The sequence below is a fragment of the Niabella agricola genome (genome assembly GCF_021538615.1).
GTDB classification, from domain to species: domain Bacteria; phylum Bacteroidota; class Bacteroidia; order Chitinophagales; family Chitinophagaceae; genus Niabella; species Niabella agricola.
Genome location: NZ_JAJHIZ010000003.1, coordinates 477,490 through 499,409 on the forward strand (window position 1 = coordinate 477,490; position 21,920 = coordinate 499,409).

Below are 21,920 nucleotides of genomic sequence, written 5' to 3' on the forward strand. Positions count from 1 at the left end.
TACTACCGGTACACCGGATAGCGGCGGAAACACTGAAAAAGGCCCTGTGATTGAATTTTACTGCAAAACATTCGATACCACCTGGTTGGGGGCACAATGGATTCATGCACGCCGTTCCATTCATTACGCGCCGTAACGAACAGGGCTTGAAACATGGTTCCATTTCCAGCCTCGAACGGCAATATTCAATAATTTTTAACGTAGCTGCAACAATTCCCTAATTGTAATGTTACTGTAAAATATGAGGGTCATTTGATGTACCTTTGCCAAAATTTTAAATCCCGGTAATGAAAAAGATTCATATCATCCTGCTGATACTTGTGGCTGCCGCCATTGCAGTCCTGGTAAGCTTTTTAAAGACTACCACTACTTACGATACGGTAGCCACTGCCAAGGCTAAACCGGGTAAATTCGTTCATTTGATGGCCAAATGGGATAAAAGCGAACCGCTGGAATATGATGCCATTAAAAACCCGAATTACCTTGCATTTACAGCTGTCGACAGCCTGGGACAAAAAGTGAATGTAGTATACCATAATCCCAAACCTGAGAATTTTGAGTTGAGCGAACGCCTGGTAATGAAAGGCAAATATGTGGGCAATGTATTTGAATGCCAGAGCATCCAAACCAAGTGCCCCAGCAAGTATAAGGACCAGGACCCTTCCAAGCATGTTCCCCAGGGAGATACTAAAACTACATATAATAATGCCCCGTCTTCCGCTATAGCGGACAAACAATAGAACGAATGAATTATATCGGAGAGGATTTACTGCCCGGACAAATAGGACATTTCTTTGTAATCGTATCCCTTGTTGCGTCGCTGGCAGCCAGTTTCGCGTATTTTAAAGCCACAAAGGTGGCTATTCCTGAAGACCGGAAATCCTGGTTAAAACTGGCGCGTAGTGCGTTCATCGTTGAAGTAGCCGCCGTCTTCATCATTTTTGCGGCGCTGCTCCATATCCTCTATCACCACCTCTTTGAGTATAAATACGCCTGGCAGCACAGCAGCCGGTCTCTGGAATTAAAATATATACTGAGCGCTTTCTGGGAAGGCCAGGAAGGCAGTACCCTGCTTTGGACCATCTGGCACTGTATACTGGGGCTGATCGTGATCCGGAAAGACAAGGAATGGGAAGCACCGGTAATGATGATCGTGAGCTTTGCCCAATTTTTCCTTGCCACCATGATTCTCGGGGTTTACATTTTTGATGTAAAGATCGGGTCGAACCCTTTTATCCTTTTAAGGAACTCCGGCGTGCTGGACAATGCCCCGGTGATGCATGTGGGCTTTGATATGGCTAATCCGATACGGCCGGATTATATGACATTGATCAAGGATGGCAACGATCTGAACCCACTGCTTCAGAATTACTGGATGACCATTCACCCCCCGGTACTGTTCCTTGGGTATGCCTCCACCCTTTTCCCCTTTGCTTATGCGATGGCGGGGTTATGGACCGGCAAAACAAAGGAATGGGTTCACAAAGCCCTGCCCTGGGCGCTGTTTTCCGTAGCCATTTTTGGACTGGGGATTATGATGGGCGCCAAATGGGCGTATGAATCGCTGAACTTTGCGGGATACTGGTCCTGGGACCCTGTAGAAAATGCATCGCTGGTGCCCTGGCTGATGCTGGTAGCAGGTGTACATACATTGCTCGTTTTTAAACATACCGGTTTCTCATTAAGAGCTACCTTTCTGTTTTTTGGTTTAGAGTTCCTTTTTGTACTCTATGCCACCTTTCTTACCAAAAGTGGTATTTTGGGAGAATCGTCCGTGCATGCATTCGCTGATATCGGCATGAACGGTCAGCTCTTTTTGTTTCTGTTGATATTTGTATGGGTCATGCCGTTTGTAGCAGCCACCACCAAACGCCAGCGTATTACGATCGGCACTGTGGCAGCGGCGCTTTCCATAGGAACCTATTTCCTGGCCGAAGTAATTCCCGGTTTTCCGCTCTATGTGATCCTGGCCGGGATCATTACATTCATTGTATTGATGAATAAACAAGTGCCGGCAGTAAAAAAAGAAGAAAGCGCCAGCTCAAGAGAGTTCTGGATGTTTATCGGGGCCCTGGTACTGTTCCTTTCTTCGCTTATTATTATATTCCAGACCTCCCTTCCTGTATTCAATAAACTTTTCAAACTCAATACTGCTCCGGGCGAAAACAATGAATTTGCCTATAACCAGATCCAGGTGCTGGTGGCTATCATTATCGGCGTACTCACCGCCATTGTACAATACTTCCGGTACAAAAACACTCCCGGGAATATCTTCTTGAAGAAGATTGCACTGCCCACTTTTATCAGCGCCGTGATTGCCACCTTTATCCTTGTGGTAATAAAGATCAATTATGATAAAGAAGGACTGGGATTTCTGATCAATATCTGGATCGCGCTGGTGGCCGGGGTGTACGCCGTTGTAGCCAACCTGCTTTACATATTTACCAGCCTGAAAGGCAATATTAAAAACAGCGGAGGTTCTATTGCTCACTTTGGCTTCGGACTTGTGCTGGTAGGCATTTTGCTCTCTTCAGGAAAGAAAGAAGTACTGTCGCATAACACCAGCGGCATCGCCATCGATTTCGGCAAAGGAAGTAAGGAGATATCGGGGGAGAACCTCACGCTCATAAAAGGCGTTCCCATGACGATGGGAAAATACAAGGTAACTTATGAAGGCGATTCTGCGCATCCCAAGAAGGCGCTTACCTACTTTAAGATCCATTTCAGGTCACCCGCAGATAGCTTCACCCTCTACCCCAATGCCTTTATCAATTATAAAGGAAACGAAGGCCTGATGGCCAATCCTTCGGCACGGCATTACTGGGACCATGATGTATTTGCTTATGTATCGGCCCTGCCCGATCCCAGTAAAAATAAAGACACCGCGCAGTTTGCTGTAAGTACAAAAAAAGTGGGAGATACGATCTATTACAGTCGCGGATTCATTATACTGGAAAAGCTGGTTGGGAAAGATAATCTTCCGCTTCAAAATTTTGACCGTTCGGATACAGGCTATACGGCATCGCTGAAAGTACAATCGATTAACGGACCATCTTATCAGTCGGACCTTCTGATGATTAAAGGCAAGGGACAAACCCTGTTCCAGTCCCAGGATACGGTAATGGCACAGAGCCTGGTTTTACAGCTTAATGATGTGAAAAACGGTGTTGCGCAGATTGGCGTAAAAGAATCTTCTGCTGTGATGGAATACGTTACGCTGAAGGCCTATAAATTTCCCTTTATCAACCTGCTCTGGGGCGGCGTGATCATAACGGTGATTGGCACATTGATCAGTATGGTTCGAAGACTGCGACTGAACCGGGGCCGGTAATTCGATTTAGTTTAAGGTTAGACCCGTTGGTACACGATGATCTATTGCCCGCTGACTATCTCCCTTGCTTAGGGGGACATACGGACTTGGGAGACCATGGAATTATTTCTAGTTTAACGCCCGCCTGACCGGACGGGTCGGTTCAAAGTTCCGGGCGTGCCCGCCGTACCGGGTTCGCTTTCATCTCAGACTCAATGCCGGTTTCCAATTCTCTGTTCTAACTAAAAACTGAAGACTGATAGCTGAAAACTAAACGTAACGCGCATGTTCTAGTTAGATACCGTTTCATACTCAATGTACAAGCCATTCTCACATTTCCACATTTTCAAATCTTCAAATTTCAATGCTGCAACACCTCTGGCATATATTGTTTGCTTTGCTCAATCGCATCCATGAGCTGGTTGGTGATCTCCTGTGCAGAAGCATCGTAGTCGATATTCATCGGCGGCTTAAAGGTTACGGTAAGCAGTGTACCTCTTCTTTTTAGGGTGATACCGGTTTTGTTAAATGCGCGCGAAAAGCCACTAATGACCACCGGAATGACAATGGGCTTATGATGTTTAATGATCAGTGCGGTACCCTTTCTTGCCGGCGCATAAGGCGTTGTGGTGCCTTGCGGAAAGGTAATCACCCAGTTCTTATCCAGGGCCCGCTGGATCTTCCGGGTATCAGACGGATCCAGCCCGGCACGCTTTTCATTGCTGTTTTCATTCCAGGTACGCTTTACCGTAAGTCCCCCGGCCAGCAAGAACAGGCGGCTCAGCCAGCTGCTTTTCATTGTTTGCTCCGCAGCCACATAATTCACCCGGTATAAGGATTTAAAAAATAATAAGGCACCCCCAGGCGATCCTTCTTGCCCCATTTGCGTGCAGAAAGAATATGAAAAAACGTGATCACGTCCACAAAATACGTCTGGTGATTGCTTACAAACAATACGTTATTCGGAGGCAGGCCCTTGAGGTGTTCAATGCCATGGATCCGCAGTTTGTTGGCGATTGCGATACCGGGATACGTAAAAATGCCTACTGTAAAATGAACAAACTTTCTTACAATATTAAAATGCCTTACGCGACTACCCGGTTTGCTCATACTTCGATTTACATTACTACAGATTAAAAAAAACAGTTTTCAGCCCCCATAAATCGGGTGACAAATGTAACGGAATTCCATTGTATTCGTCCGTGGTCTGTTATGACAAAACATCTCTGATCTCTTTTACTTTTTCAAATACCGACTTTGCAAAAGGGCAAAGCGGCAGCACTTTTATATGACCGGCTCTTGCGAAAGCAACCAACTGCATCAGCAGTTGTCTTCCCACCCCTTTACCTGAAAAATGCGGATCTACTTCCGTATGATCGATGATCAGCTTGGCATCCCCGGCCCACACATACGTCATTTCTCCGGCAACTGCACCTTCACTCATTGCCTTAAAACTACCCTTTCGCCCATCGTCCTGCTGTATAATTTTCATACCGCCTTTTAGTATCTGATTCAAAAAATTATTTTTCCGCCGCCGGTTTCCACGACAAAGCCCCGGAAGGGCAATGCGCAATCTGGAGCTTTAACGCCTCTGTACTGGCATTCCCCGGCGTCACCCAGGGCGACTCCTTTGGTTTATATACCTGCGGCAACATTTTCACACAGATGCCCGAATGAATGCACAACTCCGGCTTCCAGATGACCACGATCTCCCCATTGGAATATTCTTTAACCATATTGCATTTTACAATTAAATATACCTGAAAAACAGGAGATTTCCAACAGGCACAAAAAAACCCCGGCCAGAGCCGGGGCTTTCGTATTCTATCGGGTTACTGGTATTATGCAGTAACTTTTCCTTTTGCTTTTGCAATCACCTCTTCGGCGATATTCGTAGGAGCCGGAGTATAGTGCGAGAATTCCATGGTGCTGGATGCACGTCCGGAAGTTAAGGAACGCAGCTGCGTTACATACCCGAACATTTCGCTCAGGGGCACCTGTGCTTTAATCACCTGCGCACCGGCACGGGTATCCATACCTTCCATCATACCCCGACGACGGTTCAGGTCACCGGTAACATCACCCATGTATTGCTCGGGGGTGATTACTTCTACCTTCATGATAGGCTCCAGCAACACGGGTTTTGCTTTACGGGCTGCTTCGCGGAAACCTTGTTTTGCACAAAGCTCAAACGACATAGAGTCCGAATCCACCGCGTGGAAGCTTCCGTCAAATACACGGATTTTCATATTATCTACCGGATAGCTTGCCAGTACACCGCTGGTCATTGAGGTTTCAAAACCTTTCTGAATCGCCGGTACAAACTCTCTCGGGATGGCACCACCAAAGATATCGTTTACGAACTGGTAGTTCTTATCAGGGTTCTCTTTCTTCCACTCTTCATCTACCGGGCCCAGGCTGAACTGGATATCCGCAAACTTACCACGACCACCGGTTTGTTTCTTCAGGGTTTCCCTGTGCTCAATGGTAGCATTGAACGCTTCTTTATAAGCTACCTGGGGAGCACCCTGGTTTACTTCTACCTTAAATTCGCGACGCATACGGTCTACGATGATTTCGAGGTGCAGCTCACCCATTCCACTGAGGATGGTTTGGCCGGTATCTTCGTCGGTCTTTACGCGTAATGTAGGATCTTCTTCTACCAGTTTCGCGATGGCCATACCCATTTTATCAACGTCGGCCTGGGTTTTAGGCTCTACCGCTACAGAGATCACCGGTTCCGGAATGAACATGTTTTCCAGAACGATCGGGTGGTTTTCGTCGCAAAGGGTATCCCCGGTTTTGATTTCTTTAAAACCAACCGCAGCCCCAATATCACCGGCTTCGATAAAGTCGATCGGGTTTTGTTTGTTTGCAAACATTTTCATGATCCGGCTGATACGTTCTTTTTTACCGCTTCTTACGTTCAGTACATAAGAGCCCGCATCCAAATGACCGCTGTAACAACGGAAGAATGCGAGACGGCCCACAAACGGATCGGTCATGATCTTAAATGCCAGTGCCGCAAACGGTTCTTTTGCATCCGGTTTCCGGGTCAATACTTTTTCCGGATCATTCGGATCGTGGCCCTCGATTGCTTCAACATCTACCGGGGAAGGCAGGTAACGGCAAACGGCATCTAATGCAGTTTGCACCCCTTTATTTTTGAAAGAAGAACCGCACATCATCGGTACAATGCTCAGATCGATGGTTGCTTTACGGATCGCCTCATGGATCTCTTTTTCAGAGATTGAATTGGGATCTTCAAAGAATTTTTCCATTAACTGATCATCGTATTCAGCCACCGCTTCAATCAACTGGGCTCTCCACTCTTCCACTTCTGCTTTCATATCATCCGGAATCGGTACTTCCGTATAGGTCATGCCTTCAGTAGCATCGTCCCAGATAATACCTGTATTTTTGATCAGGTCCACCACTCCTTTGAAATTATCTTCAGCACCAATGGGCAGCTGCAGCGGCACTGCTTTTGCACCCAGCATATCCCGAACCTGTTTTACCACATTCAGAAAATCAGCCCCCTGACGGTCCATTTTATTTACAAAGCCGATGCGGGGTACGCGGTAACGGTTGGCCTGGCGCCATACGGTTTCAGACTGAGGTTCTACTCCGTCTACCGCAGAAAATAACGCGATCAAACCATCCAGCACACGCATGGAGCGCTCCACTTCTACAGTGAAATCCACGTGACCGGGCGTATCAATAATGTTGAATGAGTATTTTTTTGTATCTGCTGTAGCTTTTCCTTTATCCGTAGGAAAATTCCACTGGCAGCTAACCGCAGCAGAAGTAATGGTAATACCACGTTCTTTTTCCTGTTCCATCCAGTCGGTTGTAGCAGCACCTTCATGCACTTCACCAATCCTGTGAATCATACCGGTGTAACGTAAAATACGTTCAGTTGTAGTGGTTTTACCCGCATCGATGTGAGCGGCAATACCAAAGTTTCTTTGAAATTTTAAATCTGCCATGATTTTTCTAAAGTTGAAATTATTTGATTTCGAACCCCACTCTATTCATTTTCAATGACTTAAAAAAACTAAAGTCATATCGGAACAAAATGAATGGAATTTAAGGCTGCAAAGGTAGGAAAAAATGAGAAATACCAAGGGCTTCCATTTGGTATATTTTCCACAACCGCTTCCGGCAGGTGTTATAGTTTTGTAAACCCAAACGCCGTCCGCCGGGTATTCAGTCCCAGTCTGCCGCCACAGCTTCGGCAAGAATCTTCCCTGCCGCGTCTTTAAACCTTATAAAATGACCGTTTAGTTCGTAGGAGCGGATCTGAGGTAACAAGGCCTGGTACCGCTCCTCCACTTTCATAAACTTCGTACAAAACTTTTTGGTGGTAGCGATGGCTGAAAAACGAATGGATGCACCCGCTCCGGTTTTCACCGTAAACAGGGCCCGGTTGCATCCGGCCATACCGCCCGTTTGGCCAGGATTGGTCAGGTTGATGGAAGCCCCGGATCGAATCACCAGCGCCCCGTCAACGCCATCCAGTTTTTTCAGCATCCATTCCCGGCGCAGCGGATCCCAGGTGCTTCCCTGCAGGTCGGCTCCAGGGTCGTCCGCCGCCACCGCCTCCAGTAATAATGCGTTTTCCTTATCGAATAATTTCATCCGGTGACCAATCACCTGGTATTTTGCTACCAACGGCAGCGCTTTGATGAGGACCGACTCAAAACCGGCTGCATCCCTGCAATATTTATAGGTGCCTGAAACACGGGATATCGAAATGGAAAACGGCGCTGCAATAGTTGTTGTAAACCGGAGTTGGTTACAGCCTACAAAAGCGGCAGATGCCGAAAGATCGGTAAAATCGATAAACGGATGCCGGAGGGCAAAGCTGTCGGAACTCACATTGATCATTTTTACGATGCTCCACCAGCGCCGGATACTTCCCTTTTCATCTTCCGGACCAATGACGGCCTTTAAAAGACTGCGTCCCTGCCGGCTGATCAGTTCCAGTTGTCCACCGTTAAGGTTAAAGCGATAGGCTGCAGCCAGATTTTCTTTCAGCACTTTGCTCAGGGCATCGTTTCTGCAGTTCCGGCTGCCGCTATAAACCATCAATTCATCCAGTGCAATGCGGTTATGATGACCAAAACGCGGTGTAAAGGCTAAGGTGTCGCAACCTGCCACTGCAAACGAGCGGTATACATTCCGCAGGTCAAGCCCCGTTTGCGGAAGTGGCTGTGCATAACCATCCAATTCTGTGATCCTCCATTTATGATGGAGTTCCTCTGTTTTCAGGGTGCTAACCAGAGGGGGCGTTTTCCGGTTACAGGCAGTAAGGATCGCTGCACACAAAAGAACCGGGTAGATTAAGTATATTTTCATATTTTTTATAAGACCGTGAGAATATCACAACCAGTGTGCTGTTCTCCGAAGATTATATAATTCAACACTAAAACTAATGAAAATCAGCTTGAATTATTATGCCTTGAGAAACACATTTCTTTTTGAGAACCGGCGTCCAGGAGAAGGATAAAAAATCATGCGTCTCAACTCCGCCAGCGCTCCCTACTTCGCCCTGTGTGATATAACCCTGCAGCTTTTGCAAAAAACAGGAACTCCATCAAATGCTTCTGCTTGTATAAAACGGGATCAAAATACCATATCGTCCACCTCCAGGCTCCCGAGTTCATGGGTTTCAAAGTTGGGTAATGTTCTTAATTTATGCCTGCCCTTTTTTGAGGTTGTGGTTTCCGCTGGTTCATACTGGCTGGTTTCCTTTATATAATCACCGGTGCTTAAATTGTAATCAATACTGGCAGTATACGATGCTTCACTGGAAGTGTATGAACAGCCGATCAGGTAAAACCCACCATCCTGGTAGCGGTATTTATATGTACAACCGCCTCTTAAAAAATCCATTTGCAGCACAAGGATACCTTTCTTTATTTCGATACCGGAGAAGTAAACGTTATGGGCGGCTTCGGGTGCAATGGCTTTTTTACTTTCTGCCGCCAGTCTGAAGCTGCCATCCGCTTGTTTAAATAAAATACGGGCGATGCGCTCTGTGTTCCGGAACCGTTCCAGCAACTTCTCCGGCTGGTACACGATTACCAGGTCGTCCAGTCCGTCTTTATTCAAATCGCCCCTCGTTACCGTGTCCAACACCATATGCGCCGGTAAAAAATCCTTCCAGTTTTCGGATGCACCCTGTTTTGAAAAATATGCCACAGCCGGTTGCTTGCGGGCACGGTCCTGAAAGCTCCTGTAGGCTTCTTCTGCTTTTATTACGCTGGCAGCGGCCTGCTGCTGAAATTGCTGAATAACGCCCTCCGTGCCCCTGAACACGGGATCTTTATAATCCGGCTCGGTTCCATACCAGATCCTCCGTGTAATGGTACTTCCTGAAAAATCATCATATACGGACCGGAGCTCCGTCCAGTTATCCTTTTGATCATACCGGTACAGGTATTTGATCGTTGACTTTTTTTTGGACTCCGAATAGCGTTCTTCGCGTACCCGGTCGCCCTGTTTATTATAAAAGAACAATTGCTTATTCAGGTAATTATCCTGCGGTATCTTATCAAAATATCCATATACCTTTTTAACGGGCCGCCCGCCTGCATCATAGAACCATTGCGTACCAAACGGAGAAATTTCGTTGCCTCCATAGATGAACAGCTCCTGCACTTCCTGTTTGCCATTGTAGCGCGTCCATACACCTTTGCCGGCATCATATGCGTCGCTGGCGTTATATCCCAGTTCTATTTTTTCAGCACCGCGGGTGAGCGTATATTCCACCCGGTGAGCAAGCTTGTTTTGGACCTCGTATGATGTATCCTGCACATCGTACCCGCTAATAACAGTTCCCTGCCAGTCTGCAGGAACGAAGACCTGCGGAATTGTTTCGGGCTTCAGCGGTCGCCGGTATTTGGAGGAATAGGGTTCGAGGTTTGTGTTCCGTCCCGAAAAGCATCGCTCTACCAACACATCACCCGTTTTTGTTCTTAATACCAGGGAACTGCTTCCGGAAGCACTGATTTCCGCATCAATGGTCTCCAGCCCGGCTGCCCCGCGCTGTTTTACGGTTGCCGCCATAACGCTATCCCCTTTATGATACCGGACAATAATATAAGGTTCCGTTTCCTTTTTATCATAATGAAATTCCTGGTAATACCAGCGCCCGCTATCGTAGGCCGACCAGTAGCGTTCCCCGTAAAATGCCACCCGGCCTGCCCTGTCGAAATAAACAAGCGTTTGCTTTTTTGTATTGCTGCCTGTTAGTTGCTGCCGGATCTCCAATTTACGCGCGCCATTACGCACCTGGTATTCTTCCTCTGCAAAACGTTGTGCCCCGGTTTGCCCGGTAATAAAAAAGAGCATCCCTAAGAAGTTGCTCTTTAAAAAAATTGTTAGCCCGTATTTCATGCGCCTTTTATTTCCAACTACCGGAGGTACCCAAGGATTTTCAGCATACTCTGCGAGGTTTGCTCTTTGGCATATACCCACTCAATCAGCTTGCCGTTCTTATCATATTCGAGAATGATGTGCTTGGGTGAAGGAATGAGGCAATGCTTGATTCCGCCGTATCCGCTGATCTGATCCTGGTAGGCGCCGGTATGAAAAAAACCTACATACAGCGGTTCCGCATCGCTCTCTGCATTCTTTGGAGTGGCTTCAATGGCTGGAACCCCCAGTCCGCCAACGCGGTTATCGTTATTGATTTTAGGCAGGAACACTTCGTTGATATGCTCTTCCGAGTCATAATAATCATGCCCGTCGCAGGTGATGCCGCCCAATACCACCCGCTGGTATTCGTTGTTCCATTTATTGATCGGCAACATCAGGAATTTTTCACCAATACCCCAGGTATCCGGCAGGGTGGTAATGAAGGAAGAATCGATCATATACCAGGTTTCGCGGTCATTCTGTACTTTTTCGCCGATCACACTATAAATATGCGCCATGCTCTCTCCCACTGTAAAGCTTCCAAATTCAGTGTAAATATTAGGCACCGGCACTTTGGCCTTCTTGCAGGCCGATTTGATATTAGCGATGATCTCATTGATCATAAACTGGTAATCGTATTCAAATGCCAGGCTGTGCTTGATGGGGAACCCACCGCCTATATTGATCGAATCCAGCTCGGGACAGATCTTTTTGAGCTGGCAATACAGGTTGATGCTTTTACGCAGCTCACTCCAGTAATAGATATCGTCCTTGATTCCCTTGTTCAGGAAGATATGCAGCATTTTCAGCTGGAACTTATCCTCGTTCCCCTCAATTTCATCCACATAAAACTCAAGCACATCTTTGGCCCTGATTCCCAAACGAGAGGTATAGAACGGAAACGTAGGTTCTTCTTCTGCAGCAATGCGGATGCCCAGCTTAAACGGTTCCTTGCTCTTTACACTCCGCTTGTACATCTGCAATTCCTCCTTATTGTCCAGCACCGGGATCACATTTTTAAACCCACTGTTGATCAGCTTTGCAATGCGCGAAGTATAGGCTTTTTGCTTAAAGCCATTGCAAACGATGTTGATGTCTTTGGTGATCTTTCTTCTCTTGTACAATTGATTAATGATATCGATATCGTAGGCAAAGGAAGTTTCCAGGTGGATGTTGTGCTTTAGCGCTTCTTCCACAACAAATGAAAAATGCGAGCTCTTGGTACAGTAACAATAAAAATATTGTCCTTCATACTTATGCCGTTTCATGGCGGTGGCAAAGTATTGCTTTGCCTTATTGATGTTGATCCCTATTTTGGGCAGGTAACTAACCTTGAGGGGGGTGCCGTGCTTTTTGATCAGGGCCTTCAGATCGATACCATTAAATTTCAAATAGCCATCTTCTACTTCAATTCCTTCCTGCGGAAAGTTAAAGGTCTGGTCTACTAAGCCTAAGTATGAATTATTCATTACCCAACAAATCCGGTGAATGCCGGCAGCTTTTAAGTTTTTTTTAAATTGCCCGCTAAATTAGGCATTTCCTCAAAAAACTCTGATAAAATTCGGATTTAAGTTGAAGCGCCTTCCAACCGGAATCGGGGGCCTGATTGGGTACTGATTATTTTTCATTGCTGTTGATGAACGATACGCAGCCGGCCGGTAAAGTCCGTCTTCCCAACGAAATATAATTCCTTTAGTTTTGCAGCAAATTCAAACCTTATGAGCCTGTTAAAACTACTGCTTTCTCTCTTGCTTTTTTTTATGATCCCTACTGCCCATAGCCAGGTACACTGGTTCATCCGGCCCGAAGGAAATCTTTCAATCATCAGGAAAACCGATAATACAACGTCCTACCCTACAACTATAGACAATGTAACAGTACGGGCTAACGTTAGCGCGCAGTCCGATTTTAACCGCCAGTTGAGCGCGGGACTTTCGGGGGGCATGCGGATTCCAACAATTGTTAAGCGCCTTTCACTGGAAACGTCCGCAGGTCTTGTAATGACCAGCTACCGGGCCCATACAATCCTTAAATTCATTTCAACCGGTGATATTTACCGTCTGAATGCGCCCGGTTCCAGAACCATCCTGTTAATATTCGACGGCTATGCCGGGGGTTTTACCGGAGACCCGGTTAATGGAAACTTCTCGTATACCGTTTCCCCCGAAACCACCGAAAAAAATTTCAAACTAGGACAGGTTCACCATCTTTATGCCCAACTCAACCTAGGTGCAAACTACCAACTGCTAAAACATACAGCAATCGGGTTGAGCGCAGCGCCCTACCTGTTGGTAAAAAGTACCACACACATGTATACGAAATCCGCACAACCACCGCTTAACCCTCCTTTATTTAAAGAAACCAAAAGCAGTTCTAAAGACAACTATCACCCGACCGGTTTGGCCGGACGTGCAGCAATAGAGCAAACAGTTAGCACCCGGCTTGCTATACAGGCTTCCTTTACGCACCACTTTTCAAAGATCTATAAGGGGCGCCCTAACGACATACCGGGCAGAAAACCCCGGATGCAATATGCTGCGCTGGGGCTGAGCTACTATTTTCATTAAAAAAGCCCGTCGTTTCCGACGGGCTTTCCCTATATAAAAAGCTTTTTTTATTTAACTGAAGCAACCAGCGCTTTGAACGACTCGGGGTTGTTCATTGCAAGATCCGCCAGTACTTTCCGGTCCAGATCAATTTGCTTTTCTTTCAGTTTGTTGATAAAAACAGAATAAGTCAATCCTTCTTCACGAACCGCTGCGTTGATACGCGCAATCCACAAAGCACGGTAATCTCTTTTCTTTAATTTACGACCCACATACATGTAGGTCATCCCTTTTTCAACAACGTTTTTGGCAACGGTAAATACATTTTTACGTTTGCCATAGAAGCCCTTGGCTTGCTTTAATATTTTTTTCCGGCGGGCTTTAGAAGCTGCAGAGTTTACTGAACGTGGCATATCTGAATAATTTTAATTGTAAATAATAAAATAAAAATCAAGCAATCGCTTACTTTAAACGTAATAAGCGCTGTACAAAATTCATATTGGATTTTGCAACAACACCATCAATACGCATACCGCGTTTACGCTTGGTTGATTTTTTGGTCAGAATGTGACGTTTGAAACTTTTTTGGTGTGTGATCTTACCAGTAGCGGTTACTTTAAAACGCTTTTTTGCACTGGAATTCGTTTTTACTTTAGGCATGATACCTTTGTTTTTTTGTGACACCTTTGAGGTGTTGACGCCCGGGCGCCATCCTTTTTGGACCTCTTCAGTAATGCTTCCGTTTTAAAACGGGATGCAAAGGTAAGTAAATAATTGAAAAACCGCTTATTTCCATGTAAAAATAGAGGCGGCGGCCGGATCTTCATTAAAATTATCATAAAATTGGGGTTCCGATGTGCCGGCAATTACCGCACAAATGTTAATTTTCGCTTTTACTATGATGATAAGATTAAAGCATTCAGCCTTTTATACAAAATATTTGCTGCTTGCACTGGCGGTTTCCGGTGTATTCCAGTCCCTGAAAGCACAGGACATAATGGGACATATTGAACGTTTTGCCAGTGCATTCCCCCCTGAGCGGGCCTATATCCATTACGACAAAAGCAGTTATTCACCCGGGGAAACGATCTGGTTTAAAGCGTACCTGATGACGGAAGTGGTACCGGCGGAAGCCAGCAAAACCTTTTATATTGACTGGATCGATGATAAAGGCAAGATTCTGCAGCATACCACCGGTCCACTGGTAAACGGCATGACCAACGGCCAGTTTGAGCTTCCGGCCGGTTATACGGGTAAATCCCTTACCGTAAAAGCCTATACCAGCTGGATGCTCAATTTCGACTCCGCCTTCCTTTATACAAAAAAGATCCCTGTAGTAACAGATGCTCCACCTGCAGGCAAGGCAGGCGCCGACCTGAAACCGACTCTTACGTTTTTCCCTGAAGGCGGGGATGCCGTGGCGGGGCTTCCCAACAAAATCGCATTTAAAGCGATAAATGCCTTTGGAGACCCGGTAAAGCTTTCCGGTGTGGTTGTAGATGAGTCCGGGAAATTTGTAGACAGCCTCCGGAACATTCATGACGGTATGGGCTACCTCCTGCTTACTCCCAAAGCCAATACCACCTATACCGCCAAATGGAAAGACGATAAAAAAACAGAATATACCACCTCCCTCCCCGCCATCCGACCAGAAGGTGTTATTATAAAAGTAGCCCTGGCGCCCGGAAAACGGAATTTTGAAGTACAGGCCTCACCCGGTGCCGCATCCGGAACAGACAGTGTACATATTATTGGCACCATGTACCAGCATGCGGTGTTCAGCATCAGCAGGGCACTTAAAGGCGCCCCTGTAAGCGGCAGCATTCCGCTGGAAAATCTTCCGTATGGTATTCTAACGATCACGGTTTTTGACAAAAGCTGGAAACCCCTGGCCGAACGGATCACCTATATAGATAATAACCGTGCCTATTCCTGGCCGGCAACCATGGAAGTAGAGCACTGGGGGCTGAGTCATCGCGGCCGGAATGAACTGATCATTTCGCTGCCCGAAGCCGCTCCGGCCTCCCTTTCGGTTGCCGTTACCGATCTGGCCATTGGTGTAGACAGCAGTGAAAACATCCTTTCGGGGCTGATGCTCACCGGGGAACTCAAAGGAAAGGTTAATAATCCAGCCTATTATTTTAAAGACAGCTCACTGCTAACCCAGCAGAAGCTGGACCTGGTAATGCTTACCAACGGATGGCGCCGTTTTAACTGGAGCAAACTACTATCTGGTGAGCTGCCGGCTATCCGGTATCCGAGAGACTCCGCTTATATTACAGTTTCCGGAAAGCTGGCCGGCATTATGCCGTCTTCCATTTCCTCCGCCTCTTCGATTTTTGTGATGATGAAGCAAAAAGATACGGAAGGCAAGATGCTGATGATGCCCATTACAAAGGACGGACGGTTTAATGACCCTGCTGCAGTCTTTTTCGACACCGCGCAGGTTGCGTATAAAATACAGGACAAAACGCTCGACGGATCCATGGTACAGTTCATGCCCGACAAACTGCGTGTACCGGAACCGGGGAATGCCTGGATGACTCCGTTCAAAGCCGATACTGCCGGCAGTGCCTACCACCTCAAACTGGCGGCTGCGGCCAACGCCATTGCTGAAAAAAATAAATACAAGGAACTGGAAGCCGTTACGGTTGCTGCCAAAACCAAGTCGCCGGTGCAGGTCCTGGACGAAAAATACGCTTCCGGATTGTTTAAGGGCGATATGAACTCCATCCAGATGGATGTATTGAATGATCCTTTTGCCAAAAGCGCCATGGATGTGTTCACCTATCTTCAGGGAAAGGTGGCCGGACTGCAGATCTCCGGAAGCGGCTCCAACGCTTCTTTAAACTGGAGAGGCGGCGCTCCCCAGATCTATATTGACGAAATGCCGGCGGATGTAAGTTTTGCCTCCTCGATCAATGTGAACGATATCGCCTATATCAAGGCGTTCCGCCCGCCATTTATGGGCGGCACCAACGGCGCCAATGGAGCCATTGCCATTTATACAAGAAGAGGTGGCGATGTAAAATCTGAGCCCGGAAAAGGATTGTCGGCAAGCCGTATTGAAGGATACACCGCTATTAAGGAATTTTATACCCCCAAGTACTACAGCCAGTTTGTTTCGCCGGAAGCCGACAAGGATGTACGTACCACCATATACTGGAACCCCAACGTGGTGATAGATCCCAAAAAGAACCAGGTGCTGATTTCATTTTACAATAACGATGTCAGTGATGCATTCCGGGTAGTGATTCAGGGTATGACGCTGGATGGGAAGCTCATCCATCATGAAGAAAACATGGAATAATATATCTTTTTACAGGATTTAAAAATCCTCCAATCCGGGCATATACCCTTTCTGAAAAGAAAGGGTATATTTGTAATGGCTCATTCCTATTTAACAAATGAAGCATTATTTTTTATACAACAGATGCGTGCCGGCCGGAAGCAGCCTGGAAAATCAATAGCCACCATGAATCCCAGACTACTGCTGTTTTTTATGTTTTTTGCTGCATTTTCATCGCCTACCGCGGCACAACAGGATACAGCAATCTGGATCCGATTAAACCGTATCCGAACAAACCTTACTTCCATTCCGCTTAAGAACTTTTCATTACAATATGAACGCGTCCTGGGGAAGCGTTTTTCTGCAGCTATCTCCGGCAGACTGATGCCGGAAAGCTCCTTGCCGTTAAAACGGCTTATACTGTCCGCTATTGATGAAAACCAGGTTACAAAGGATCTTATCGGAAAAATGCATGTAAGCAACTGGGCTATCACCCCGGAGCTCCGATTTTACCCCGGGAAAAAGGGATATGGACAAGGATGGTATATTGCGCTGTTTTACCGGCATGCGCAATACACGTCTAATGATTTTATCGTCCGCTATGCTGATTACGGAGGTACGGATGGCACTGTGCTGCTATCAGGAAAACTGGTAAGCAATACCGGCGGACTGCTGCTGGGTTTACAAAAAATGCTTGGGAAAAGCCTTTCCCTCGATCTTTGGTTACTGGGTCCGCATATAGGAGGAGGCCGGGGCGATTTCACTGGTATACCCGACCGGCCATTGACGGCAGATGAACAAGAAGAACTCCGCGAGGCATTGGAAGACATCCAGATATCTCATGTTCGCTCATCAGCAACTGTGGATAGCCATTTTGCCAGCCTGAAATTAAATGGGCTTTGGGGAGGCGTTCGTGCCGGAGTATCCCTCGGGGTTCGGTTCTAACACAAGAAACAGGAAGCAAGGGTTTGCAGCAACGTCCGGATATTCTCCTTTATAAAAACAAAAAATCGGCCCCGGAAACGGAGCCGATTTCATACACTTTAAATTATGAAAAACTAAACCTTACCCATCTTAAAATCTTCTGCCGTTCTCCGAGCGGCCCCTTCCACCACCGTCACCTCCACGGGCACCACCACCTCTTGAGTAACCACCGGCGTCACCTCTTTGGGGTGCACTTCTTTGCACCTGCACCTCCTGGCTGCGGGCTGCTTCCTGACGCTGTGCGCTTTCCCGCTGGCGCATTTGCTCCATGCGTTGCGCGTTTTCCTGGTTGCGGCGGGCTTCCATTTGCTGATCGCGTTGCTGACGCATCTGTTCCATACGCTGCGTATTCTCCTGGCTGCGGCGGGCTTCCATTTGCTGGTCGCGTTGCTGACGCATCTGTTCCATACGCTGCGTATTCTCCTGGCTGCGGCGGGCTTCCATTTGCTGGTCACGTTGCTGACGCATCTGTTCGGCCCGGTCGCGTATTTGCTGATCCCGCTGCTGGCCTACCGCATCGCTGCCCCGTCCATTCTCAATATTCCCCCGGCGCTGCCGGATGACATCCTGTTGCCTGCCAACCGGGTTATTATCCATGCCGCGGCCATCCTGTATACGTCCATCGTTCATTTGCCCATTGCCACGGCCACGGCCCATGCTATTCCGCTCATCTCTCCTGTCTGCACTGTTGTTGTTATTTCCATAACGGCCTGAGGTTTCCCCTCTTCTTCCCGCTTCTATACTTCCACGGCCGCTATTGCCCCGGTCTACCCGGGCTGCATTCCGGTCATATTCCTGTATACTTCTGGGAGCGTAGCGCGTATTATCACTCCCTCTTTGAACCGAAGGACGGTATACCGAAACTTCGTTCCGGCCGATTGAGGTACGCCCGGGGCGGCTGGCGTCCCGAACACGCACCGATTGGATCCGGCCGGCATAGCGTTCTACATCGGCGCGGCGCGGACCATTGGTGTAGTATCCTCCTCTACGATAATTCCGGCCTCCATAATTATTAATGATCGTGGTATTATTAATAATCGTCACATTATTCCGGTAGGGATAATAGTACCGGTTAATATAACGGGAACCCATATAGCGGCAGGGCGCAAAGGTCCAGTAATCATAAGGCGGGTTATAATTCCCAAACCCGATGCTGATGCTGATACCAGGACGCAGCGGGGCCCATCCATAATAATCGCCACCTCCCCTCCAGGCTACCCAACCAGGTGACCATTCATAACCGGGAACCCAGAGCCATCCGTAAAACGGATCATAAAACCAGCGGCCATAATGGAACGGTGCCCATCCCCAGTCATAATCCGATGCCCACATCCAGTCGTCGGTATCTGAATAGACCCAACTGCCGTTCGTGGAGTAGGGACGGAAATCGGAGCTCACCCTTGGGCGCCAGGTATATCCGTAATCCGGATAATCGATCCATTCCCCGTAAGGGCTCAGCTCGTCATAGAAGGTCTGGAAATTGATGCTAACCCCAACCCTCGGCTGGGCCACAGCCTTCTGAGAAACAGACAAAGCCAGCGCCAGGAATAAACCAAAGCTCCATGTGGTAATAAGTCGTTTCATGTTGAAAAATTATTTTGTTTTGAGTAAAAATTGTTACCCGAGGCGGCAGGCATTTAGTTGCTGTTGCTTTCTCTTATTTTATAGACGGTAATTTATTGTTGAAGTTGCCCAATACCTTAAAAACGAACAATTGTTATGAAATATTTAAGTAAAAACTATTAACATTTGAGCGAGCGTGCTTAGCTGTTCGCAATCAGCGTTTAGCCATCAGCCCACAGCGATGCAACCGGGCTGATTACTACAACGGAAAACTGATCGCTAATGCCCGATTACACAGATGACGAACTGCTGATGGTCAGGTGCTAACAGCCGAACACTGCCTTTACTGCCGTAAATTTGTAGCTAAACAGTTTTTTTTGAAGGATTATTACCAGATACTGGGGCTCCCGCCCTCTGCCACGATCGGCGAAATAAAAATGGCCTACCGGAAGCTGGCACACCTTTATCATCCTGACAAAAACCCGTCCGATGATTACGCTGCAGTACAGTTCAGCCTCGTTAAAGAAGCGTACGATACGCTTACCCGGGCCGATCTCAAGGCGCAATACCTGCAGGAGCGCTGGCTTCACCAAACCATGGGCCAGCGTATGGCACCGGCCGTCACCACGCCTCCCCAGGTATTGCAGGCCCTGTTGCAGGCTCATCAGCAGCTGATTCATTATGATGCATACCGGGTTGATAAAAAAGGATTGTACCAGACCCTGGAAGCACTTATTGCGCCCTCCCGGATCGATATCCTCAACCACTTTAAAGAGGAGCAGGTCAACAAAGAAGTGATCCGGTGGATGGCCGACAGCATTTTTTTATTATACCCCGAAGATCAGTTGCGGATTCTGGATCAGCTCAAACAGATCAACGCACCTGCCGGAAGCCGGGACCTTATTGAAGAAAAAGAAAAAATGATCCGGCGCACGATCCGCCTGAACCGGTACAAGCCCTTTTTGATTTTAGGCTTAATTATCCTACTTTGCATGATCATCGCGTATTCTTTATAACAAGCCATTGGTTAATTTTAAACTCTATCCGTTATGATGCCAATCGGGGACGATAATACCGGGCGCACCCTTACACCCTATGTCAATTACCTACTTATTGCCCTTAATATTTTTGTTTTTGTTTATTACCAGCGCCTGGGTACCAATATTGATTTTTTACTGAGTTATGCAGCCGTACCCGGGGAATTGCTTACCGGTGCAGATATCGTGGGCACCAATGGCCTGGGGCCCAGCCCTTCTCCCGTGTACACGACCATCTTTACGTCGATGTTTATGCATGGAAGCATTGCGCATATTTTTGGCAACATGCTCTACCTTTCGATCTTTGGCGACAATATTGAAAACGCCATGGGGCATTTCAGATACCTGGCCTTCTACCTTTTATGCGGTGTGCTGGCCTCCCTTGCCCATGTACTGATGTCGGCCGTACTCGGAGATGGACTGTTGGTTCCCAGCCTTGGTGCCTCCGGTGCAATTTCCGGTATACTCGGCGGGTACCTTGTTTTGTTCCCCCGGAACCGGATACGGATCTGGGCCTTGCTTTTCACGTTCCGTGTACCGGCAATCATTACGTTGGGTATCTGGATTGCCATGCAGATCGTAAGCCAGGTGAATATGATCGGGGGCAGCGAACAATCCGGCGTTGCCTATGCCGCGCATATCGGGGGATTCCTGGCAGGTATGTTGCTGGTGCGGCTTTTTGTAAAGCAGAGGGAAATTTGAGAATTTGAAAATGTGGAATGAAGATACCATTCCTGCTCGATCATCGCATTTCTGTAAAAAATCATAAGATCCGGAAATGACATCTCATGCCAAGCAGAAACGAAAAACCATCCAACCTTAACCCTTCCTCCTTTGGAGAATGAAAAATATTAAATGTAAAAGTGAAGCTGTCCTTCCTCTTCGATGCTATATGTCCTGATGGCATACCGGGATTAGCAATTGGAAATCAGAAATGAGAACAAAAATCCATTAAGCGTAAAAACGGATCTAACTGTAAAACTTTAAACCTCCCATCTTCCTTCCAGCCAGCTTTTAAAAAGCGCCACGCGTTCCCGGCTTACTACAGTATCAGTTTCAGCCTCGGGATTCAGCTGCAGGATCAGGCGGCTATTATAATAGCTATTGATTTTTACAATAGCGTCAACACATACAATCATTTTCCGGTTGATGCGAAAGAACATGGTTTTATTCAGCATCTTATCCATCTGGTCCAGCGAGTAATCCAGGGGCAGTTTCCGGCCGGCATGGGTAACGGCCTTTGTAATCCCATCCGCATAACAAACACAGGCGATGTCCTTTGATTTTACATAAACGATCTGGTTATTGGTGCGACCAATAAAACGGGTATTTTCCTGCCGGTAGAACGCTTCCGCTATACGGGAAAGATCCAGTACCTGCCTGGATCCGGTTTGTGGTCTGAAATAACTGAACTTCTGCAATGCCCGCTCCAGTTCCGTTTTATCAATCGGTTTCATCAGGTAATCGATACTATGTACTTTAAATGCCTGCAGGGCAAATTTATCATAGGCCGTTGTAAAGATCACCGGCATCCGGACCTCCGCCTGGTGAAAAAGCTCAAAGCAATTGCCATCGGAAAGCTGTATATCCATAAAGGCAAGATCCGCCAGGGCTCCATAGGCCGCCAGCCATTTAACACCCTCGTCCACCGATTCAATCACCTTAAGCACTTTTAATTCAGGTACCATCCCTTCCAGCAACTGGATCAGCCGGTCTGCATTTAATTTTTCATCTTCAAATATGATCACGTTCATGTCATTCCTGTT

The 21,920-nt window shown here is 47.2% G+C and carries 19 protein-coding genes; 7 read left to right on the forward strand and 12 right to left on the reverse strand.

Annotation, left to right across the window (positions count from 1 at the left end; genetic code table 11):
• Positions 1-287: 287 nt before the first annotated feature.
• On the forward strand, positions 288-740 hold the full coding sequence (locus tag LL912_RS07490) for a cytochrome c maturation protein CcmE domain-containing protein (RefSeq protein WP_235552960.1): 453 nt from the start codon (positions 288-290) through the stop codon (positions 738-740).
• A 5-nt stretch (positions 741-745) separates the two neighbouring features.
• Complete coding sequence (gene ccsA, locus LL912_RS07495) at positions 746-3,331, forward strand: cytochrome c biogenesis protein CcsA (protein WP_235552961.1); 2,586 nt, start codon at positions 746-748, stop codon at positions 3,329-3,331.
• A 340-nt stretch (positions 3,332-3,671) separates the two neighbouring features.
• Here ccsA and LL912_RS07500 read toward each other — a convergent pair whose 3' ends face one another.
• From LL912_RS07500 to LL912_RS07535, 8 genes are all read right to left on the reverse strand, one after another.
• Positions 3,672-4,109: a lysophospholipid acyltransferase family protein gene (locus LL912_RS07500; RefSeq protein WP_235552962.1), complete on the reverse strand. Its 438-nt coding sequence runs from the start codon at positions 4,107-4,109 to the stop codon at positions 3,672-3,674.
• 23 nt (positions 4,110-4,132) lie between these two features.
• Positions 4,133-4,420, reverse strand: coding sequence for a lysophospholipid acyltransferase family protein (locus LL912_RS07505; protein WP_235552963.1), 288 nt, complete (start codon positions 4,418-4,420; stop codon positions 4,133-4,135).
• A gap of 100 nt (positions 4,421-4,520) precedes the next feature.
• The gene (locus LL912_RS07510; RefSeq protein ID WP_235552964.1) at positions 4,521-4,802 is read right to left on the reverse strand and encodes a GNAT family N-acetyltransferase; all 282 of its coding nucleotides are present in this window, start codon (positions 4,800-4,802) and stop codon (positions 4,521-4,523) included.
• 28 nt (positions 4,803-4,830) lie between these two features.
• The gene (locus tag LL912_RS07515) at positions 4,831-5,046 is read right to left on the reverse strand and encodes a (4Fe-4S)-binding protein (protein WP_235552965.1); all 216 of its coding nucleotides are present in this window, start codon (positions 5,044-5,046) and stop codon (positions 4,831-4,833) included.
• A 105-nt stretch (positions 5,047-5,151) separates the two neighbouring features.
• Complete coding sequence (gene fusA / locus LL912_RS07520) at positions 5,152-7,299, reverse strand: elongation factor G (protein ID WP_235552966.1); 2,148 nt, start codon at positions 7,297-7,299, stop codon at positions 5,152-5,154.
• A gap of 220 nt (positions 7,300-7,519) precedes the next feature.
• Positions 7,520-8,671, reverse strand: a complete 1,152-nt coding sequence (locus LL912_RS07525) for an META domain-containing protein (protein ID WP_235552967.1) — start codon at positions 8,669-8,671, stop codon at positions 7,520-7,522.
• Positions 8,672-8,938: 267 nt separating this feature from the next.
• Positions 8,939-10,714: a hypothetical protein gene (locus tag LL912_RS07530; protein ID WP_235552968.1), complete on the reverse strand. Its 1,776-nt coding sequence runs from the start codon at positions 10,712-10,714 to the stop codon at positions 8,939-8,941.
• Positions 10,715-10,731: 17 nt separating this feature from the next.
• The gene (locus LL912_RS07535) at positions 10,732-12,204 is read right to left on the reverse strand and encodes a type III PLP-dependent enzyme domain-containing protein (protein ID WP_235552969.1); all 1,473 of its coding nucleotides are present in this window, start codon (positions 12,202-12,204) and stop codon (positions 10,732-10,734) included.
• Between the two features lie 249 nt (positions 12,205-12,453).
• Between LL912_RS07535 and LL912_RS07540 the strand changes: the two genes are divergently transcribed.
• A complete protein-coding gene (locus LL912_RS07540) occupies positions 12,454-13,302 on the forward strand; it encodes a hypothetical protein (protein ID WP_235552970.1) in 849 nt (282 codons plus the stop codon).
• 47 nt (positions 13,303-13,349) lie between these two features.
• Here the strand turns inward: LL912_RS07540 and rplT are convergent, their stop codons facing one another.
• Both rplT and rpmI read right to left on the reverse strand, forming a co-directional pair.
• Entirely contained in the window at positions 13,350-13,694 is a 345-nt protein-coding gene (gene rplT / locus LL912_RS07545; protein WP_018626400.1) for a 50S ribosomal protein L20, read from the reverse strand.
• Positions 13,695-13,743: 49 nt separating this feature from the next.
• Positions 13,744-13,941 (reverse strand): 50S ribosomal protein L35, encoded by a 198-nt coding sequence (rpmI, locus tag LL912_RS07550; protein WP_026309486.1) that lies wholly within the window; start codon positions 13,939-13,941, stop codon positions 13,744-13,746.
• Positions 13,942-14,179: 238 nt separating this feature from the next.
• Between rpmI and LL912_RS07555 the strand changes: the two genes are divergently transcribed.
• Together LL912_RS07555 and LL912_RS07560 are read left to right on the forward strand one after the other, a co-directional pair.
• Positions 14,180-16,591, forward strand: a complete 2,412-nt coding sequence (locus tag LL912_RS07555) for a hypothetical protein (protein ID WP_235552971.1) — start codon at positions 14,180-14,182, stop codon at positions 16,589-16,591.
• A gap of 165 nt (positions 16,592-16,756) precedes the next feature.
• Positions 16,757-17,515 carry a DUF3575 domain-containing protein gene (locus LL912_RS07560; protein WP_235552972.1) on the forward strand — a complete coding sequence of 253 codons (759 nt, stop codon included), beginning with the start codon at positions 16,757-16,759 and terminating at the stop codon, positions 17,513-17,515.
• A gap of 129 nt (positions 17,516-17,644) precedes the next feature.
• Here the strand turns inward: LL912_RS07560 and LL912_RS07565 are convergent, their stop codons facing one another.
• A complete protein-coding gene (locus LL912_RS07565; protein ID WP_235552973.1) occupies positions 17,645-19,138 on the reverse strand; it encodes a DUF6600 domain-containing protein in 1,494 nt (497 codons plus the stop codon).
• A gap of 356 nt (positions 19,139-19,494) precedes the next feature.
• On the opposite strand from LL912_RS07565, the gene LL912_RS07570 reads away from it, so the two are divergent.
• Positions 19,495-20,133 (forward strand): J domain-containing protein, encoded by a 639-nt coding sequence (locus tag LL912_RS07570; protein WP_235552974.1) that lies wholly within the window; start codon positions 19,495-19,497, stop codon positions 20,131-20,133.
• A gap of 33 nt (positions 20,134-20,166) precedes the next feature.
• A complete protein-coding gene (locus LL912_RS07575) occupies positions 20,167-20,856 on the forward strand; it encodes a rhomboid family intramembrane serine protease (protein ID WP_235552975.1) in 690 nt (229 codons plus the stop codon).
• A 281-nt stretch (positions 20,857-21,137) separates the two neighbouring features.
• On the opposite strand, the gene LL912_RS07580 is transcribed toward LL912_RS07575, so the two are convergent.
• Positions 21,138-21,908: a LytR/AlgR family response regulator transcription factor gene (locus tag LL912_RS07580; RefSeq protein ID WP_235552976.1), complete on the reverse strand. Its 771-nt coding sequence runs from the start codon at positions 21,906-21,908 to the stop codon at positions 21,138-21,140.
• Between the last annotated feature and the right edge of the window lie 12 nt (positions 21,909-21,920).

What these genes read in the sequence shown, in the direction of transcription:
- LL912_RS07490 (WP_235552960.1), top strand. Translation starts at nt 288, where the DNA reads ATGAAAAAGATTCATATCATCCTGCTGATACTTGTGGCTGCCGCCATT.
- ccsA (WP_235552961.1), top strand. Translation starts at nt 746, where the DNA reads ATGAATTATATCGGAGAGGATTTACTGCCCGGACAAATAGGACATTTC.
- LL912_RS07500 (WP_235552962.1), bottom strand. Translation starts at nt 4,109, where the DNA reads ATGAAAAGCAGCTGGCTGAGCCGCCTGTTCTTGCTGGCCGGGGGACTT.
- LL912_RS07505 (WP_235552963.1), bottom strand. Translation starts at nt 4,420, where the DNA reads ATGAGCAAACCGGGTAGTCGCGTAAGGCATTTTAATATTGTAAGAAAG.
- LL912_RS07510 (WP_235552964.1), bottom strand. Translation starts at nt 4,802, where the DNA reads ATGAAAATTATACAGCAGGACGATGGGCGAAAGGGTAGTTTTAAGGCA.
- LL912_RS07515 (WP_235552965.1), bottom strand. Translation starts at nt 5,046, where the DNA reads ATGGTTAAAGAATATTCCAATGGGGAGATCGTGGTCATCTGGAAGCCG.
- fusA (WP_235552966.1), bottom strand. Translation starts at nt 7,299, where the DNA reads ATGGCAGATTTAAAATTTCAAAGAAACTTTGGTATTGCCGCTCACATC.
- LL912_RS07525 (WP_235552967.1), bottom strand. Translation starts at nt 8,671, where the DNA reads ATGAAAATATACTTAATCTACCCGGTTCTTTTGTGTGCAGCGATCCTT.
- LL912_RS07530 (WP_235552968.1), bottom strand. Translation starts at nt 10,714, where the DNA reads ATGAAATACGGGCTAACAATTTTTTTAAAGAGCAACTTCTTAGGGATG.
- LL912_RS07535 (WP_235552969.1), bottom strand. Translation starts at nt 12,204, where the DNA reads ATGAATAATTCATACTTAGGCTTAGTAGACCAGACCTTTAACTTTCCG.
- LL912_RS07540 (WP_235552970.1), top strand. Translation starts at nt 12,454, where the DNA reads ATGAGCCTGTTAAAACTACTGCTTTCTCTCTTGCTTTTTTTTATGATC.
- rplT (WP_018626400.1), bottom strand. Translation starts at nt 13,694, where the DNA reads ATGCCACGTTCAGTAAACTCTGCAGCTTCTAAAGCCCGCCGGAAAAAA.
- rpmI (WP_026309486.1), bottom strand. Translation starts at nt 13,941, where the DNA reads ATGCCTAAAGTAAAAACGAATTCCAGTGCAAAAAAGCGTTTTAAAGTA.
- LL912_RS07555 (WP_235552971.1), top strand. Translation starts at nt 14,180, where the DNA reads ATGATGATAAGATTAAAGCATTCAGCCTTTTATACAAAATATTTGCTG.
- LL912_RS07560 (WP_235552972.1), top strand. Translation starts at nt 16,757, where the DNA reads ATGAATCCCAGACTACTGCTGTTTTTTATGTTTTTTGCTGCATTTTCA.
- LL912_RS07565 (WP_235552973.1), bottom strand. Translation starts at nt 19,138, where the DNA reads ATGAAACGACTTATTACCACATGGAGCTTTGGTTTATTCCTGGCGCTG.
- LL912_RS07575 (WP_235552975.1), top strand. Translation starts at nt 20,167, where the DNA reads ATGATGCCAATCGGGGACGATAATACCGGGCGCACCCTTACACCCTAT.
- LL912_RS07580 (WP_235552976.1), bottom strand. Translation starts at nt 21,908, where the DNA reads ATGAACGTGATCATATTTGAAGATGAAAAATTAAATGCAGACCGGCTG.